The sequence below is a fragment of the Mesorhizobium sp. M5C.F.Ca.ET.164.01.1.1 genome (assembly GCF_004792125.1).
GTDB lineage: Bacteria > Pseudomonadota > Alphaproteobacteria > Rhizobiales > Rhizobiaceae > Mesorhizobium > Mesorhizobium wenxiniae.
Genome location: NZ_SRTG01000002.1, coordinates 208,264 through 224,912 on the forward strand (window position 1 = coordinate 208,264; position 16,649 = coordinate 224,912).

The 16,649-nt window shown below is 62.2% G+C and carries 12 protein-coding genes; 8 read left to right on the forward strand and 4 right to left on the reverse strand.

Annotation, left to right across the window (positions count from 1 at the left end; genetic code table 11):
• Positions 1–2: 2 nt before the first annotated feature.
• The 4 genes from EN807_RS17790 to EN807_RS17805 all read right to left on the reverse strand — a co-directional run bounded on the left by EN807_RS17790 (position 3) and on the right by EN807_RS17805 (position 3,987).
• Positions 3–1,145 carry a DegT/DnrJ/EryC1/StrS aminotransferase family protein gene (locus EN807_RS17790; RefSeq protein ID WP_135936054.1) on the reverse strand — a complete coding sequence of 381 codons (1,143 nt, stop codon included), beginning with the start codon at positions 1,143–1,145 and terminating at the stop codon, positions 3–5.
• 246 nt (positions 1,146–1,391) lie between these two features.
• A complete protein-coding gene (locus EN807_RS17795; RefSeq protein WP_135936055.1) occupies positions 1,392–2,315 on the reverse strand; it encodes a carbohydrate kinase in 924 nt (307 codons plus the stop codon).
• Positions 2,312–2,758 carry an RbsD/FucU domain-containing protein gene (locus tag EN807_RS17800; protein ID WP_029355783.1) on the reverse strand — a complete coding sequence of 149 codons (447 nt, stop codon included), beginning with the start codon at positions 2,756–2,758 and terminating at the stop codon, positions 2,312–2,314. Before EN807_RS17800 ends, EN807_RS17795 begins: the two co-directional genes overlap by 4 nt.
• A 2-nt stretch (positions 2,759–2,760) precedes the next feature.
• Positions 2,761–3,987 (reverse strand): ROK family transcriptional regulator, encoded by a 1,227-nt coding sequence (locus EN807_RS17805; RefSeq protein ID WP_135936056.1) that lies wholly within the window; start codon positions 3,985–3,987, stop codon positions 2,761–2,763.
• A 271-nt stretch (positions 3,988–4,258) separates the two neighbouring features.
• Between EN807_RS17805 and EN807_RS17810 the strand changes: the two genes are divergently transcribed.
• From EN807_RS17810 to EN807_RS17845, 8 genes are all read left to right on the forward strand, one after another.
• A complete protein-coding gene (locus EN807_RS17810) occupies positions 4,259–5,236 on the forward strand; it encodes a sugar ABC transporter substrate-binding protein (RefSeq protein ID WP_240992868.1) in 978 nt (325 codons plus the stop codon).
• Between the two features lie 148 nt (positions 5,237–5,384).
• The gene (locus EN807_RS17815; RefSeq protein WP_127315652.1) at positions 5,385–6,449 is read left to right on the forward strand and encodes an ABC transporter permease; all 1,065 of its coding nucleotides are present in this window, start codon (positions 5,385–5,387) and stop codon (positions 6,447–6,449) included.
• Positions 6,450–6,451: 2 nt separating this feature from the next.
• Entirely contained in the window at positions 6,452–7,234 is a 783-nt protein-coding gene (locus EN807_RS17820) for an ATP-binding cassette domain-containing protein (protein WP_127315651.1), read from the forward strand.
• Between the two features lie 234 nt (positions 7,235–7,468).
• Positions 7,469–9,931, forward strand: a complete 2,463-nt coding sequence (locus EN807_RS17825; RefSeq protein WP_135936057.1) for a glycogen/starch/alpha-glucan phosphorylase — start codon at positions 7,469–7,471, stop codon at positions 9,929–9,931.
• A gap of 58 nt (positions 9,932–9,989) precedes the next feature.
• The gene (gene glgB, locus EN807_RS17830; RefSeq protein WP_135936058.1) at positions 9,990–12,203 is read left to right on the forward strand and encodes a 1,4-alpha-glucan branching protein GlgB; all 2,214 of its coding nucleotides are present in this window, start codon (positions 9,990–9,992) and stop codon (positions 12,201–12,203) included.
• 36 nt (positions 12,204–12,239) lie between these two features.
• Entirely contained in the window at positions 12,240–13,508 is a 1,269-nt protein-coding gene (gene glgC / locus EN807_RS17835; protein ID WP_127208680.1) for a glucose-1-phosphate adenylyltransferase, read from the forward strand.
• Positions 13,509–14,954: a glycogen synthase GlgA gene (gene glgA / locus EN807_RS17840; RefSeq protein WP_135936059.1), complete on the forward strand. Its 1,446-nt coding sequence runs from the start codon at positions 13,509–13,511 to the stop codon at positions 14,952–14,954.
• A 3-nt stretch (positions 14,955–14,957) separates the two neighbouring features.
• Positions 14,958–16,586 (forward strand): alpha-D-glucose phosphate-specific phosphoglucomutase, encoded by a 1,629-nt coding sequence (locus EN807_RS17845; RefSeq protein ID WP_135936060.1) that lies wholly within the window; start codon positions 14,958–14,960, stop codon positions 16,584–16,586.
• The last annotated feature ends 63 nt before the right edge of the window (positions 16,587–16,649 follow it).

Here is a 16,649-nt window from a genome sequence, read left to right on the forward strand (position 1 = left end):
GTCTACGCGGCGGCGATTTGCGCCGAATTCGAGCCGATATAGTTGCGGATCGTCTCGATGATCCGGTCCTGGTCGGCCTCGCTCAGATAGGGGTGCATGGGCAGGCAGAGGATGCGCCTCGGCAGCTCCTCCGAAACGGTTAGACCCGTCGGCGTGCGCGGATAGTCGCGGTAGGCGATCTGGCTGTGCAAGGGCTTCACGTAATAGATGACCGACGGGATGCCCTTGTCCCCGAGATGCGCCTTCAGCCCGTCGCGCTTCGGCGTCTCGATGGCATATTGCGCCCAGGCCGAACGGCCACCTTCTAGGTTGCGCGCCGTCTTGACGATGTCGCCGAGGCCTTCGGCATACCGATTGGCGACCGCTTGCCTGGCAACCATCTCGTCTTCGAGAATGGCCAGCTTCTCGATCAGGATCGCCGCCTGCAGCGTATCGAGCCGCGAATTGATGCCGATGCGGACATTGTCATATTGGGTTTCGCCCTTGCCGTGAAAGGCGAACGAGCGGAGCTGTTCGGCCAGCGCATCGTCATTGGTGAACATCGCGCCGCCGTCGCCATAGCAGCCGAGCGGTTTTGCCGGGTAGAAGCTGGTCGAGCCGACCGCGCCGAACGAACCGCACATTTTGCCGTCGATCGAGCCGCCGATCGCCTGAGCGGCATCCTCGATCACCATCAGCCCTTCGCGGTTGGCGATCGCCATGAGCGCCTCGTAGTCAGCAGCGAGCCCGAACAGGTCGACGGGAATGATCGCCCTTGGTTTCAGCCGGCCTTCCGCCTTGATCATGGCGATGGCCGCCTCGAGACTGGCGATGTCGATGTTGTAGGTCTGGGGATCGACATCGACGAAAACCAGCTCAGCCTTGGCCAGCGCCACCACTTCCGCCGTGGCGGCGAAGGTGAAGCTCGGCACGAACACCGCGTCACCTGGGCCGATGCCGGCCGCAAACAGCGGCAGCAGCAGTGCGTCAGTGCCGTTGGCGCAGGCTACCACATGCTTGGTGCCGATATAGGCGGCAAGCTTGTTTTCGAATTCGGTGACTTGGGGGCCGAGAATATAGCGCCCCTCGTCGACGACGCGGTCGATGGCTGCTTTCAGTCTGTCGCGGATTCGTTCGCGCTGCGCGCCTAGATCGATGAACTGCATGTCGGCCTCAAACGGTACTAGCCAGATAACGGGCCGCTGGTATCAGACTTGGCGCGGCCGAGAAAGCCGCATGGGCAAACCGCGAATTGCTCAAGTGTCGCAGCCTGTTACCTCTGATTGCGACAGGTCCCCGTCAGACGCTGGAAATCCGGGGCTTTGTTGCGCACCTCACGGCCTTTGTGTTGCTCGCGCTCGGCTGGGCGAAACATAAAGTGATTGATGTCCAGCGCCGTCTTCAGCGTCCAATCAGGCGATTTCATGCCGCCAGGGCGGATTGGCACCGGCCCGCGACACGGTTACCGCCGCAGCCTTGGCGCCAAGCGCCAGCGCCTTGTGGATGGCGTCTTCCGGCAGATTGGCGATCGCCTCCTTCGACAGCAGGCCTTGCTCGTGCAGCGAGGCCAGGATGCCGGCGTTGAACGTGTCGCCGGCGCCGACAGTATCGACCACCTCGACCTTGTCTGGCACAACCGTGACCTTGTGATTCCTGGTGTAGCCGACGGCGCCTTCGCTGCCATGGGTAACGACGATCAGCGTCGGGCCGCGATCCAGCCAGTTGCGGACAACGTCCTCGTGCGAGCCGGCTTCGCCGAACCAGTTGAGGTCCTCGTCCGACAGCTTCACGATGTCGGCCATCGCCATCATCGAGCGGATGCGTTTGAGATGCTTGGCCTTGTCCGGAATGAAATTGGGCCGGATGTTGGGGTCGAGCATCATGACGCGGCGACTGTACTCGCGCCGCATGAATTCCTCGTAGGCTGATCCGGCCGGCTCCGAGATCAGGCTGATGGCGCCGAACAGCATGGCTTCGATCTCGCTGCCGAGTTTCGGCAGATCGTCGATGGTCAGCATCCTTCCGGCTGTGTTTTCATCGTAGAACGTGTAGGTCGCCTGGCCGTTGTCCAGCCGCACGAAAGCAAGCGTGGTCGGCCGGGGCGATGTGTGCGCATAGGTGGAACTGACCTTGCTTGCCCCGAGCGCGTCCCTGAACTGGCCGCCGAATAGATCCGACGACAGGCCGGAAAAGAAACCGGCGGGTGCTCCCAGCCGGCCGAGCGCAATAGCGGTATTGAACACCGCGCCGCCGACATAGGGGGCAAAGGCCGGCTCGCCCTCCGTCGTGGTGCGTGGCAGCATGTCGATCAGCGCTTCGCCGCAACAGAGGATCATGGTTTCCTGGTCTCCGGCGGATAGATCACACCCTTGCGGATGATGATGTTGGCGTAGAGCCGCGGCTCGCTTGTCGCGACGATCGCGTGCGCGGACCTAACCCGTTGATAGAAGTCGGCGCCGGCAAGCGCAACCACCTTACGGCCCGGAGCACGCTTGGCGCAGATCGCCTCCATCTCGTGATGAACGGGATCGGCAAGCAGGGGATTACCTTTGACCGACGCGCGAAACAGCGCCTCCGGCACTGCGTCATCGACAGGCAACACGCTGAGGACGGCGTCGAGCATCGGAACAAGATGATGACCGTCGGCGCGGATGAGCCGGTGTGCTTGCTCTTTCGCCGGGTAGTTTCCGTCGACAAGGGCGATCTCGTCGCCATGACCCATGGCACGCAGCGTCGCCAGAAGCTCCGGACCGAGCAGCACCGGGATTCCGATCAGCACGCTCAGGCACTCCTGGAAATCATGGTCGAGCCGATAAGGAAGCGCTCGGAAAGCGGCAGGCTGGCGCCGCCCAGGGCACGTGCATGAATGCCGACAGTCCCCTCGCGAATGGCCGGAAGCTTCAGGCCTTCACCATCGATCTTGCCGATAGCTTCGACAACGGCATCGACGAGCCGGCGCCGCACGGCCTTCGGCATCCATCCGTCGATCACCGCTGCCTCGAAGTCGATAACCGATGACGCTGCCACAATGGCATAGGCGAGCGCCTGCGAAGCGCAGGCGATCCAGTCGTCGAGCTCGACGCCGATCTCGCCCCAATCCTCCGGTGATGTCCACAGGTGCGAGGCCTCGATACCGCGTGCGTTAAGCGCCTTTTCCAGCATGGCAATCGACGCCACGTCGATCAATTGGGCCGGCTTGCCGTCCGGTCCGGGCACCGGCATCGAACCCAGCGCGCCGGCATTGCCGGTCGGTCCGCCGAAAAGGTGACCATTCAGCACGATGCCGCCGCCGGCGAAGGCACCGATATAGAAATAGACGAAGTCGCGCGCCGCACCCGCCCGGCCGAACACCAGTTCGGCGCCGCAGGCCGAGGTGGCGTCGTTCTGCAGGTAGACCGGGAATTCGCACTGCGCCTGGATGTCGGCGCGGATGTCGCGGTGGCGCCATTCGTCCATGACGTCGCGCGGCGCACCTGCCGTATCGGCCCAGTTCCACAATTCGAACGGCATGGCGATGCCAAGTCCGGCAATGCGCTTGTCCTGCGCCGGGGTGAGATCGCCGCGCATCGTCTTCATGCCGGAGGTGACGAATTCGACCGTCTCGCGCGGCGCCGGATAGCGGTAGGAATGCTGCAGCATCGAGCGCACATTGCCGAGAAAATCGATCAGCACGAGTTCGGCGCTGCGACGGCCGATCTTCAAACCGATGAAATAGGCACCATCGGGATTGAGCGCCATCGGAATGGAAGGTTGGCCGATCTTGCCGCGCAGCGGCGCCTGACGGACAAGGAGGTTGTCCTCCTCGAGCTCACGCATGATGACCGAAACCGTCTGGGCAGAAAGTCCGGTCATGCGCGCAATGTCGGACTTGGCCAGGCTGCCGTGCTGACGCACCAGCGACAGCACCAGCCGCTCATTGTGGTCCCGCATGCCGCTCTGGTTGGTGCCGCGGTGAATGCGGCTTTCGGCTGCCTCGGGCGAACCGTGCCTTGCAGTGCCGGTCTCCACCCCTGTTCCTCCCGTCGTTTCCCCTCACCGCTTTTGGGCCAGAATGGGTGAACGACGCAGCGCTGTCAATAATAAATAAGAGTGATTTAATTATTGACAGAGACCTCGGTCTGGTATTCTGTTGGGGCAGGCGTCCACGCTGGGAGAAGTCGCTGGATGCTTTGTGCAGGTGCCGGTTGGCCGGCATCCGAATGGTTCCACTGGGAGGAAAATCGTGACCAAGACAGCACTATTGAAGTCCACCGTGTTTGCCGCGGCCGGACTGGGTCTGATGGCGTTCACCTCGGCTGCGTCCGCCGCCGATGTCGGCGCCTGCCTGATCACCAAGACCGACACCAACCCGTTCTTCGTGAAGATGAAGGAAGGTGCGACCGCGAAAGCCAAAGAACTCGGCGTCGATCTTAAGGCTTACGCCGGCAAGATTGACGGCGACAGCGAGAGCCAGGTGGCGGCGATCGAAAGCTGTATCGCCGACGGCGCCAAGGGCATCCTGATCACCGCGTCGGACACCAAGGGCATTGTCCCGGCGGTGAAGAAGGCGCGTGACGCCGGTCTGCTCGTGATCGCGCTCGACACGCCGCTTGATCCGCTCGACGCTGCCGACGCGACCTTTGCGACGGACAATCTGGAGGCCGGCAAGCTGATCGGCGCGTGGGCCGCCGCGACGCTCGGCGACAAGGCGAAGGATGCCAAGATCGGCTTCCTCGACCTGACGCCCTCGCAGCCGACGGTCGACGTCTTGCGCGATCAAGGCTTTATGATGGGCTACGGCATCGACGTGAAAGACCCCAACAAGATCGGCGACGAGGACGATCCGCGTATCGTCGGCCACGACGTCACCAACGGCAACGAAGAAGGCGGCCGCAAGGCGATGGAGAACCTTCTCCAGAAGGACCCCGGCATCAACGTCATCCACACCATCAACGAGCCGGCGGCCGTCGGCGCCTACCAGGCGCTCAAGGCCGTGGGTCTCGAAGGCAATGTGCTGATCGTGTCGGTTGATGGCGGCTGCCCCGGCGTGAAGTCGGTCGCCGAGGGCGTGATCGGTGCGACCTCACAGCAATATCCGCTGCAGATGGCGGCACTCGGCATCGAAGCGATCGCCGCTTTCGCCAAGGACGGCACGAAGCCCAAGCCGACCGAAGGCAAGGATTTCTTCGACACCGGTGTCAACCTCGTGACCGACAAGCCCGCTGAGGGCGTGAAGTCCATCGACACCAAGGAAGGCCTCGCCAAGTGCTGGGGCTGATGCCAGTCTGACAGGCAACAGATCCGATCGGCCGGGGCTTGATCCCCGGCCGCTTCGGGTGGACGATGCGGTAATGCAAGCACGAACAATTCCGGCGGCAGATCGGTTGGACGGGCGTCGGCGTGGCTGAAGCCCCACGGGAGGAAACATGGCTCAGGTTCAAGAATTCGAAAAGGCTCTCTCGAACAGCGACGCAAGCGTCGCTGCTTTTGACGAACACGGCACGTCGATCGTCAAGCGCATCCAGCATTTCCTGCATTCTACTCCGGCCGCGGTTCCGCTGATCGTGCTGGTTCTGTCGATCGCCGTCTTCGGTATCACAATCGGAGGACGGTTCTTTTCGTCCTACACGCTGACGCTGATCCTGCAGCAGATCGCCATCGTCGGTATTCTCGGTGCTGCGCAGACACTGGTCATCCTTACAGCCGGCATCGACCTGTCAATCGGCGTGATCATGGTGATTTCGGCCGTGATCATGGGCAACTGCGCAGTCACCTATGGCCTGCCGACCTTGCTTGCCGTGGTGATCGGGCTTGGCGCCGGCGCGGCCTGCGGGCTGCTCAACGGGCTGCTGGTCGCGTACATGAAGCTGCCGCCCTTCATTGTCACGCTGGGCACCTGGAACATCGTCATGGCCACCAATTTCATCTATTCGGCCAATGAGACGATCCGTGACGCCGACGTCGACGTCCAGGCGCCGCTGCTGCATCTGTTTGGCCTCAACTTCAAGGTCGGCACGGCGGTGCTGACGTTCGGCGTCATTGCCATGGTGGTGCTGGTGATGATCCTCTGGTACGTGCTCAATCACACGGCATGGGGCCGCCATGTCTACGCCGTCGGCGACGACCCGGAGGCGGCCAAGCTGTCGGGCATCCAGACCAAGAAGGTGCTGATCTCGGTCTACACCCTTGCCGGGCTGATCGCCGCTTTCGCCGCCTGGGTCTCCATCGGTCGCAACGGTTCGATCTCGCCGTCCGCCGCCGTTACCGACTACAATTTGCAGGCTATCACCGCGACGGTGATCGGCGGTATTTCCCTCTTCGGCGGACGCGGCTCGATTTTAGGCACGTTGTTCGGCGCGATGATCGTCGGCGTCGTCTCGATGGGCCTCAACATGCTGGGCGCCGATCCGCAATGGAAAGTGCTGCTCACCGGTGTGCTGATCATCGGCGCCGTGGCGATCGACCAGTGGATCAGAAAGGTTTCGGTGTAACCATGACCCAGGAGCCCATCCTCACCGCGCGTGGCCTCATCAAGCGCTACGGCCGCGTTACCGCACTGAACAGCTGCGACTTCGATCTCTATCCGGGAGAAATCCTGGCGGTGATCGGCGACAACGGCGCCGGCAAGTCGACGCTGATCAAGGCGATCTCGGGCGCCGTGATTCCGGACGAGGGGATCATCGAGTTGGACGGCAAGCAGGTGCTCTTCAAGTCGCCCATCGAAGCTCGCGAAGCGGGGATCGAAACCGTCTACCAGAACCTTGCGCTGTCGCCGGCGCTGTCGATCGCCGACAATATGTTCCTTGGTCGCGAGATCCGCAAACCGGGTTTTCTGGGCGATTGGCTACGCATGCTCGACCGCCCGGCAATGGAAAAGCGCGCCCGCGACAAGCTCACCGAACTTGGCCTGATGACGATCCAGAACATCAGCCAGGCCGTGGAAACGCTGTCGGGCGGCCAACGCCAGGGCGTGGCGGTGGCGCGCGCCGCCGCCTTCGGCTCGAAGATGGTCATCATGGATGAGCCGACGGCGGCGTTAGGCGTCAAAGAGAGCCGCCGCGTGCTCGAACTGATCCTCGACGTGAAGAAGCGCGGCCTGCCGATCGTGCTGATCTCGCACAACATGCCGCATGTCTTCGAGGTGGCCGACCGCATTCACATCCATCGGCTGGGCCGTCGCCTCTGTGTCATCGATCCCAAGCAATATACGATGTCCGACGCCGTCGCCTTCATGACCGGAGCGAAGCTTCCGCCGGAGGCGGCGCTGGCGGCCTGATGCATGTCGCACGAAACTGCAAAGCGGTTTGGGGTAACGATATGGCATATAAGTAAGAACTTAAAGTACGTCGCAGAGGCCACCCAAACGCGACGCACTTTAAGTTGCTAAACTGCCGCAGGGTAAGCTGCCCGCGGCAATCTAACTCGATTGAACGCACAACAATATGCGCTAGCATGGGCTGGGAGGAATGGTGAAAGCCGGTATGATCATGGCAACCGCACGAGAGGCAGCATGACGCGCTCGATGACATCCGAAGCTCCCATTCTCGAAAACTCCGATCCCAAGGCGCTTGCCGACGAAGTCTTGAAGGCCCTCAAATACAGGCTCGGCAAGGGCACCAATGTCGCGACGCAGTACGACTGGCTCACCGCCTCGATCAAGGTCGTGCGCGACCATATCGTCGATCATTGGATGCAGGCGACGCAAGAGGCCTACGCCCATCAGGAAAAGCGCGTCTATTATCTGTCACTGGAATTCCTCATCGGCCGCCTGATGCGCGACGCCTTCTCCAATCTTGGCCTGATGGATAATATGCGCGAAGCGCTGCGGTCTCTCGGCGTCGACCTCGACCTCATCGCGGCCCTCGAACCAGATGCAGCCCTTGGCAATGGCGGTCTTGGCCGGCTCGCCGCCTGCTTCATGGAAAGCATGGCAACCGTCGACATTCCCTCGCATGGTTATGGCATTCGCTACGCCAACGGCATGTTCCGGCAGGAAATCCATGGCGGCTGGCAGGTTGAGCTGCCTGAGACTTGGCTCGATCACGGCAACCCTTGGGAGTTCGAGCGGCGCGAACGTTCTTTCGAGGTCGGTTTCGGCGGCTCGGTCGAATCGATCACATCGAAGGACGGCAGGCTTGAGCGCCACGTCTGGAAGCCGATCGAACATGTTCTGGCGGTTGCCTACGATACGCCGGTGGTTGGCTGGAGGGCCAACCGCGTCAACACCCTGCGGCTCTGGTCCGGCATGCCGATCGATCCGATCCTGCTCGACAAGTTCAACGCCGGCGACCACATCGGTGCACTCGCCGAAAGCAACAAGGCCGATGCCTTGTCGCGCGTCCTTTACCCCGCTGATTCCCATAGGGCCGGGCAGGAACTGCGGCTGAGGCAAGAGTATTTCTTTTCCACCGCATCGTTGCAGGACATCATCCAGCGTCATCTCAGCCAGTATGGCGACCTGCAGTCGCTGCCCGACAAGGCGGCGATCCATCTGAACGACACCCATCCGGCCATCGCCGTGCCCGAGCTGATGCGCCTGTTGATGGACGTCCACGGTATGGATTTCGACCAGGCCTGGAGCATCACCAAGCGCACCTTCGGCTACACCAACCACACGCTGCTTCCCGAGGCGCTCGAAAGCTGGCCGGTGCCGCTGTTCGAGCGGCTGTTGCCGCGCCATATGCAGATCGTCTACGCCATCAACGCAGAAGTGCTGCTGGAGGCGCGCGCCTCAGATCAGTTCTCTGACGAGCAGATCAGCCAGATCTCGCTGATACAGGAAAATGGCGAGCGCCGGGTGCGCATGGGCAATCTGGCCTTTGTCGGCTCGCACTCGATCAACGGCGTCTCTGCCCTTCACACCGAGCTGATGAAGGAAACGGTGTTTGCCGAACTCCACAGGCTCTACCCCGACCGCATCAACAACAAGACCAACGGCATCACGCCGCGGCGCTGGCTGATCCAGTGCAATCCCGGTCTCACCGCGCTCACCCGCGAGGCGATCGGCGACCGCTTCCTCGACGATATAGACGCAATCAAGGAGCTCGATGGTTTTGCCGACGACGCCGCCTTCCGCGACAAGTTCGCGGCAGTCAAGCGGGCGAACAAGGCCAAGCTTGCCAATCTCGTCGCCGACCGCCTCGGCATCAAGGTCGATCCCTCCGCGCTGTTCGACATCCAGATCAAGCGCATCCACGAATACAAGCGTCAGCTCCTGAACATCCTCGAAACAGTCGCCCTCTATGACCAGATCCGCTCCCATCCGGAGCGCAACTGGATGCCACGCGTCAAGTTCTTTGGCGGCAAGGCAGCGCCCAGCTATCACAACGCCAAGCTGATCATCAAACTTGCCAACGACGTCGCCAAGGTCATCAACCGCGACCCGGCCGTTCGCGGCTTGCTCAAAGTGGTGTTCGTGCCGAACTACAATGTCAGCCTGGCCGAGATCATGATGCCGGCCGCCGATCTTTCAGAGCAGATATCGACCGCCGGCATGGAAGCCTCCGGTACCGGCAACATGAAGTTTGCGCTGAACGGTGCGCTGACCATCGGCACGCTTGACGGCGCCAATGTCGAGATCAAGGAATGCGTCGGCGACGACAACATCTTCATTTTCGGCCTGACCACCGAAGAGGTCGCCGAGCGGCGCAGCAACGGCTACGATCCGCGATCGGTGATCGGAGCCTCTCCCGAACTGGCGCAGGCCGTGGCTGCCGTTTCGTCGGGCGTCTTTTCGCCTGACGATCCGGAACGCTATCGCGACCTGATGAACGGCCTCTATCAGAGCGACTGGTTCATGGTCGCCGCGGATTTCGATGCCTACGCCGCCACCCAGCGCGATGTCGACGCCGTCTGGCGCAACAGCCCGGATTGGTACGCCAAGGCAATCCGCAATGTTGCCCGCGTCGGCTGGTTCTCGTCCGACCGTACGATCCGCCAATATGCGAAAGAAATCTGGAACGTGCCGGTCTGATATGATTGCATGAGGCCACGAACAACGTGGTCCGGGTGCCGGGGAGGGTCACTGCCTGATGAGGAAGCCGCGCGCGACCGCTGCGACAAGCGGGCCGGATGGACTGGCTTCAGCCGGTGATGTCGCGGCAATTGTCGCCGGCACGCATAGTGATCCTTTCGCTGTCCTCGGTGTGCACGAGGTTGACAACGGCTTTGTCGCCCGCTGCTTCGTCCCTCATGCCGAGTTCGTCACTGCCTATACGCTGACCGGCAAGAAAGCCGGCGACCTCTCCAGGCGCCACGAAGGCGGCTTCTTCGAGGGCATCCTGTCGCTCAGAAAGCGTCAGCCGCTGCGCTATCACGCGCGCAATGCCGGTGGTGACTGGTGGCTGACCGATCCCTATTCGTTCGGTCCGGTGCTCGGTCCGCTGGACGACTATTACATCGCCGAAGGTTCGCACCTCAGGCTGTTCGACAAGCTTGGTGCGCATCTCATCGATCACGAGGGTGCGTCCGGCGTGCATTTCGCCGTCTGGGCGCCCAATGCAAGGCGCGTTTCGGTGGTCGGCGACTTCAACGAATGGGACGGCCGCAGGCATACGATGCGCATCCGTCGAGACACCGGCATCTGGGAGTTGTTCATTCCCGATATCGGCGCCGGCCGGCCGTACAAATACGAGATCATCGGGCCCGATGGCGTGAGGCTGCCGCTGAAGGCCGATCCGTTCGCTTTCAAGTCCGAACTGCGCCCGGCCACCGCTTCGGTGACGGCGCTTCCGCCGGCGCATCAATGGGGTGATGAGGCGCACCGCAATTTCTGGCGCAACGCCGATCCCAGGCGCGAGGCGGTGTCGATCTACGAGGTCCATGCCGGCTCCTGGCAGCTTCACGACGACGGCAGCTTCCTGTCATGGGACGAACTCGCCGGCCGGCTGATCCCCTACGTCGTAGACACGGGTTTCACCCACATCGAATTCATGCCGATCTCCGAACATCCCTATGATCCGTCCTGGGGTTACCAGACGACCGGCCTCTACGCGCCGTCGGCCCGCTTCGGCGATCCGGACGGTTTTGCCCGGTTCGTCGACGGCGCCCACCGCGCCGGCCTCGGCGTCATCCTCGACTGGGTGCCGGCACATTTTCCGGTGGACGCGCATGGCCTGGCCAATTTCGACGGCACCGCGCTCTATGAGCATGCCGACCCGCGCAAGGGCTTCCATCCCGACTGGAACACCGCGATCTACAATTTCGGCCGGCGCGAGGTCGTCTCGTTCCTCGTCAACAATGCGCTGTTTTGGGCCGAGAAGTACCACGTCGATGGTTTGCGGGTCGATGCCGTCGCCTCGATGCTCTACCTCGACTATTCGCGCAAGGCCGGCGAATGGATTCCCAACGAAAAGGGTGGGCGCGAGAACCTTGAAGCGGTCAGCTTCCTCCAGAGAATGAACAAGGAGGTCTACGGCCATCATTCTGGCGTGATGACGATTGCCGAGGAATCGACCTCATGGCCAAAAGTTTCGCAGCCGGTGCATGAGGGCGGGCTGGGTTTCGGCTTCAAGTGGAACATGGGATTCATGCACGACACGCTGGAGTATTTCTCCAAGGAGCCAATTTTTCGCAAGCATCATCACAGCGACATCACCTTCGGCCTGGTCTACGCCTTCAGCGAGAATTTCGTGCTGCCACTCTCCCATGACGAGGTCGTGCACGGCAAGGGGACGCTGCTCGGCAAGATGGCCGGCGACGACTGGCAGAAATTCGCGACGCTGCGCGCATACTACGCCTTCATGTGGGGCTACCCCGGCAAAAAGCTGTTGTTCATGGGGCAGGAATTCGCCCAGCGCCGCGAGTGGAGCGAGGCGCGCGCGCTCGACTGGAACCTGCTCGATTTCCAGGCCCATCGCGGCGTCTGGCAGACGGTGCGCGATCTCAACTATCTCTACCGCTCACGCCCGGCCCTGCATGCTCGCGATTGCGAGCCGGAAGGCTTTTCCTGGCTGATCGTCGACGATAGCGCGAACTCTGTCTTTGCCTGGCTGCGCAGCGCGCCGGGCGGAAACCCGGTCGCCGTCATCTCCAATTTTACACCGGTGCCCCGTGATGATTATCGCGTGCCGTTGCCGACGGCTGGAAGATGGCGCGAGATCATCAACACGGACGCCACCGACTATGGCGGTTCCGGCAAGGGCAATGGCGGTGCCGTCGAGGCTCGGGCGGAAGGAGGAGGCATCTCGGCGAAGATCCTGTTGCCGCCGCTGTCGACGATCATGCTCGAATTTGCTCCGGACTAAGCGATGTCTCGCAGCGCGTAACTTGGGAGGATAAAAATGGCAGAGATAAAACGGACCCAGCCGCTGGCGCGCGATGCCATGGCCTATGTTCTGGCCGGCGGCCGTGGCAGCCGCCTCAAGGAATTGACCGACCGGCGCGCCAAGCCCGCAGTCTATTTCGGCGGCAAGACGCGCATCATCGATTTTGCGCTCTCCAATGCGCTCAATTCCGGTATTCGCCGCCTCGGCGTCGCCACTCAGTACAAGGCACACTCGCTGATCCGCCACCTGCAGCGCGGCTGGAACTTCCTGCGGCCCGAACGCAACGAGAGCTTCGATATCCTGCCGGCCAGCCAGCGCGTGTCGGAAACGCAGTGGTATGAGGGCACGGCCGACGCGGTCTACCAGAACATCGACATCATCGAGGCATACGGGCCCGAATACATGGTCGTCCTGGCCGGCGACCATATCTATAAGATGGATTACGAGCTGATGCTTCGCCAGCATGTCGACGCCGGTGCCGATGTCACTGTCGGCTGCCTCGAAGTGCCGCGCATGGAGGCGACCGGCTTCGGTGTCATGCATGTCGATGCCAAGGACACCATCATCTCCTTCATCGAAAAACCGGCCGATCCGCCCGGCATCCCCGATAAACCGGACTTTGCCCTGGCCTCGATGGGCATCTACGTGTTTAAGACCAAGTTCCTGATGGAGCAATTGCGCCGCGACGCGGCAGAGCCGGGCTCCAGCCGCGACTTTGGCAAGGACATCATCCCCTATGTCGTCGAGCACGGGAAGGCGATCGCCCATCGCTTCGCCAAATCCTGCGTGCGCTCGACCGCAGAGAACGAAGCCTACTGGCGCGATGTTGGGACCGTCGACGCCTATTGGGAAGCCAATATCGACCTCACCGACATCACGCCGGAGCTCGACCTCTACGACCGCGACTGGCCGATCTGGACCTATGCGGAGCTGAAGCCGCCGGCAAAGTTCGTGCATGACGAGGATGGCCGCCGCGGCTCGGCTGTGTCGTCGCTCGTCTCAGGTGATTGCATCGTCTCTGGTGCTTCGCTGAAGCGAAGCCTGATCTTCACCGGCGCGCGCATCAACTCCTATTCGACGCTCGAGGAAGTCGTCATGCTGCCCGACTGCCAGGTCGGCCGGAACGCAAGATTGAAGCGCGTGGTGATCGACCATGGCGTGAGGATACCGGAGGGGCTGGTGGTCGGCGAGGATCCCGTTCTCGACGCCAAGCGCTTCCGCGTTTCCGAAAAGGGCATCTGCCTCGTCACGCAGGCGATGATCGACAAACTGGGATTGCAATGAATGCAGGTTCTGTCGGTCACGCCCGAAATATTCCCTCTGATTAAGACTGGCGGGCTTGCCGACGTGACCGGCGCGTTGCCCGTCGCGCTCGCCGGCAAGGGCGTGACGATGCGCACGCTTGTTCCCGGCTATCCCCAGGTGATGGACACCTTCAAGAAGAAAAAACCCGTTCACCAATATCCGCTGCTGCAGGGCGGCAAGGCTTCGGTCCATGCTGTCCAGATTGCCGGGCTCGACCTGTTCGTGCTCGACGCGCCGCATCTGTTCGATCGCCCCGGCGGTCCCTATGGCAATGCCACCGGCGCCGACTGGCCGGACAATTGGCGGCGTTTCGCGGCCTTGAGCCAGGTTGGCGGCGACATCGCCGGCGGCGCCATCTCGGGCTACCAGCCGGACATCGTCCATGCCCATGACTGGCAATCGGCGATGACGCTGGCCTATATGCGCTACGGCAAGGCGGTCGGCACGCCGTCGATGATCACCGTCCATAACCTCGCTTTCCAGGGTCAGTTCGGCGCCGGCATCTTTGGCGAGCTTGGCTTGCCGGCGGCGGCCATGGCGCTCGACGGCGTCGAATATTATGGCGGCGTCGGGTTCCTCAAGGCCGGCCTGCAGGCCGCCTGGGCCATCACCACAGTCAGCCCGACCTATGCGCAGGAGATCCGCTCGCCGGAATTCGGCATGGGGCTCGATGGCCTCGTCAACATGCGATCCGTCGATCTCTATGGCATCGTCAACGGCATCGATACCGAGATATGGAACCCTGAAACCGACAAGCATCTGGTCTCCAATTACACGGCCAAGACATTGAAGGCGCGGCATCCCAACCGGACCGCGGTCGAAGATCGTTTCAATCTCGACCGCGACGACAGTCCGATCGTCTGCGTCATCAGCCGGCTCACCTGGCAGAAGGGCATGGACATACTGGCGACGGTGATCGACGGGATCATTGCGAGGGGCGCACGCCTGGCGATCCTGGGATCGGGCGATGCCGGCCTCGAAGGCGCGCTGCTGGCCGCCGTCGCCCGCCATCGCGGTCGCATCGGCGTCGTTGTCGGTTACGACGAGGGACTGTCCCACACCATGCAGGGCGGCTGTGACGCCATCGTCATCCCGTCGCGTTTCGAGCCTTGCGGGCTGACGCAGCTTTACGGCCTGCGCTATGGCTGCGTGCCGGTCGTCGCCCGCACCGGCGGCCTTGCCGACACGGTCATCGACGCCAATGAAGCGGCCGTTTCGGCAGGTGTGGCGACCGGCTTCCAGTTCGCGCCCGCTGATGCTGGCGCCTTGCTGCACGCCATCCGCCGGTTGGTGGAAGCGCATGCCAGCCCCACGATCTGGACGTCGATGCAGCGGCAAGGCATGAAGGCCGATGTGTCGTGGGATAAAAGCGCAGAAAAATACCTCGAACTCTATCGCTTGCTGCTTTCGAAAAGGGCTGTCTGACGCATGATACGCACCGTCGCCACCAAACCCTACTTAGACCAGAAGCCCGGCACTTCCGGGCTGCGCAAGAAAGTACCGGTGTTCCAGCAGGAGCACTATGCCGAGAACTTCATCCAGTCGATCTTCGATGCGCTGGACGGGTTCGAGGGCAAAACCCTGGTGATCGGCGGCGACGGCCGCTTCTACAACCGCGAAGTTATCCAGAAGGCCATCGCCATGGCGGCGGCAAACGGCTTCGGCAAGGTGATGGTCGGGCAGGGCGGCATCCTGTCAACGCCGGCAGCGTCCAATGTCATCCGCAAATACAAGACCTTCGGCGGCATCATCCTGTCGGCCAGCCACAATCCGGGCGGCCCGCACGAGGATTTCGGCATCAAATACAATGCCGGCAATGGCGGGCCGGCGCCGGAAAAGCTGACCGATGCGATTTTCGCCAAGACCAAGGTGATTTCGAGCTTCAAGATCGCCGACATCGGCACGGTCGATCTCGACACGATCGGCACGGTAGAGGCGGGCGGCATGACGGTCGAGGTGATCGACCCTGTCGCCGACTATGCCGAGCTGATGGAAGGCCTGTTCGATTTCGATGCCTTGCGCGCACTGTTCAAATCGGGTTTCCGCATGCGCTTCGACGCCATGCATGCCGTGACCGGTCCCTACGCCAAGGATATCCTGGAGAACCGGCTCGGCGCGCCAAACGGCACCGCCCGCAACTTCATTCCTCTGCCGGATTTCGGCGGCCACCATCCCGATCCCAACCTGGTCCATGCCAAACACCTCTATGACGAGATGATGGGACCGGATGCGCCGGATTTCGGCGCTGCTTCCGACGGCGACGGCGATCGTAACCTGATCATCGGCAAGGGCATTTTCGTCACTCCGTCGGATTCGGTGGCCATGCTCGCCGCCAACGCCCATCTGGCACCGGGCTACAAGGCCGGCCTGAAAGGCATCGCGCGCTCGATGCCGACCAGCGGCGCGGCCGATCGCGTCGCCGAAAAGCTCGGCATCGGCATCTATGAAACGCCGACCGGCTGGAAATTCTTCGGCAACCTGCTCGATGCCGACATGGCAACGATCTGCGGCGAGGAAAGTGCGGGAACCGGCTCCAACCATGTCCGCGAAAAGGACGGGCTGTGGGCCGTACTTTTGTGGCTCAATATCCTTGCTGCCCGGGGCGAAAGCGCCAAGCAGATTGTCACCGAGCACTGGGCCGCCTATGGCCGCAATTACTATTCGCGCCACGACTATGAGGAGGTCGAGACCGACCGCGCCAACGCGCTGGTCGACGAATTGCGGACGAAACTCGCATCACTGCCCGGCACCAGCGTGCGTGGCATGAAGATCGCCAGCGCTGATGATTTCGCCTACCACGACCCGGTCGATGGCTCGATAGCCAAGAACCAGGGCATCAGGGTGCTGTTCGAAGGCGGATCGCGCGTCGTCTTCCGTCTTTCCGGCACCGGCACCTCGGGCGCGACGCTGCGCCTCTATATCGAGCGCTACGAGCCGGACACGTCCAGGCACGATCTCGACACGCAGGAGGCGCTTGCCGATTTGATTGCGGCAGCCGATGATATTGCCGGAATTCGCAGCCATACCGGCCGCGCCAAGCCGAGCGTCATCACCTGATGCCATCTATACCATGATCCCGAACCGACGGTCCGCGTCTGCGAAAAGTGGGAGCCGGTTTTC

Bases quoted from the DNA above. Each gene is read 5' to 3' on its own strand.
- EN807_RS17790 (WP_135936054.1), bottom strand. From the start codon at position 1,145: ATGCAGTTCATCGATCTAGGCGCGCAGCGCGAACGAATCCGCGACAGA.
- EN807_RS17795 (WP_135936055.1), bottom strand. From the start codon at position 2,315: ATGATCCTCTGTTGCGGCGAAGCGCTGATCGACATGCTGCCACGCACC.
- EN807_RS17810 (WP_240992868.1), top strand. From the start codon at position 4,259: ATGGCGTTCACCTCGGCTGCGTCCGCCGCCGATGTCGGCGCCTGCCTG.
- EN807_RS17815 (WP_127315652.1), top strand. From the start codon at position 5,385: ATGGCTCAGGTTCAAGAATTCGAAAAGGCTCTCTCGAACAGCGACGCA.
- EN807_RS17820 (WP_127315651.1), top strand. From the start codon at position 6,452: ATGACCCAGGAGCCCATCCTCACCGCGCGTGGCCTCATCAAGCGCTAC.
- EN807_RS17825 (WP_135936057.1), top strand. From the start codon at position 7,469: ATGACGCGCTCGATGACATCCGAAGCTCCCATTCTCGAAAACTCCGAT.
- glgB (WP_135936058.1), top strand. From the start codon at position 9,990: ATGAGGAAGCCGCGCGCGACCGCTGCGACAAGCGGGCCGGATGGACTG.
- glgC (WP_127208680.1), top strand. From the start codon at position 12,240: ATGGCAGAGATAAAACGGACCCAGCCGCTGGCGCGCGATGCCATGGCC.
- glgA (WP_135936059.1), top strand. From the start codon at position 13,509: ATGCAGGTTCTGTCGGTCACGCCCGAAATATTCCCTCTGATTAAGACT.
- EN807_RS17845 (WP_135936060.1), top strand. From the start codon at position 14,958: ATGATACGCACCGTCGCCACCAAACCCTACTTAGACCAGAAGCCCGGC.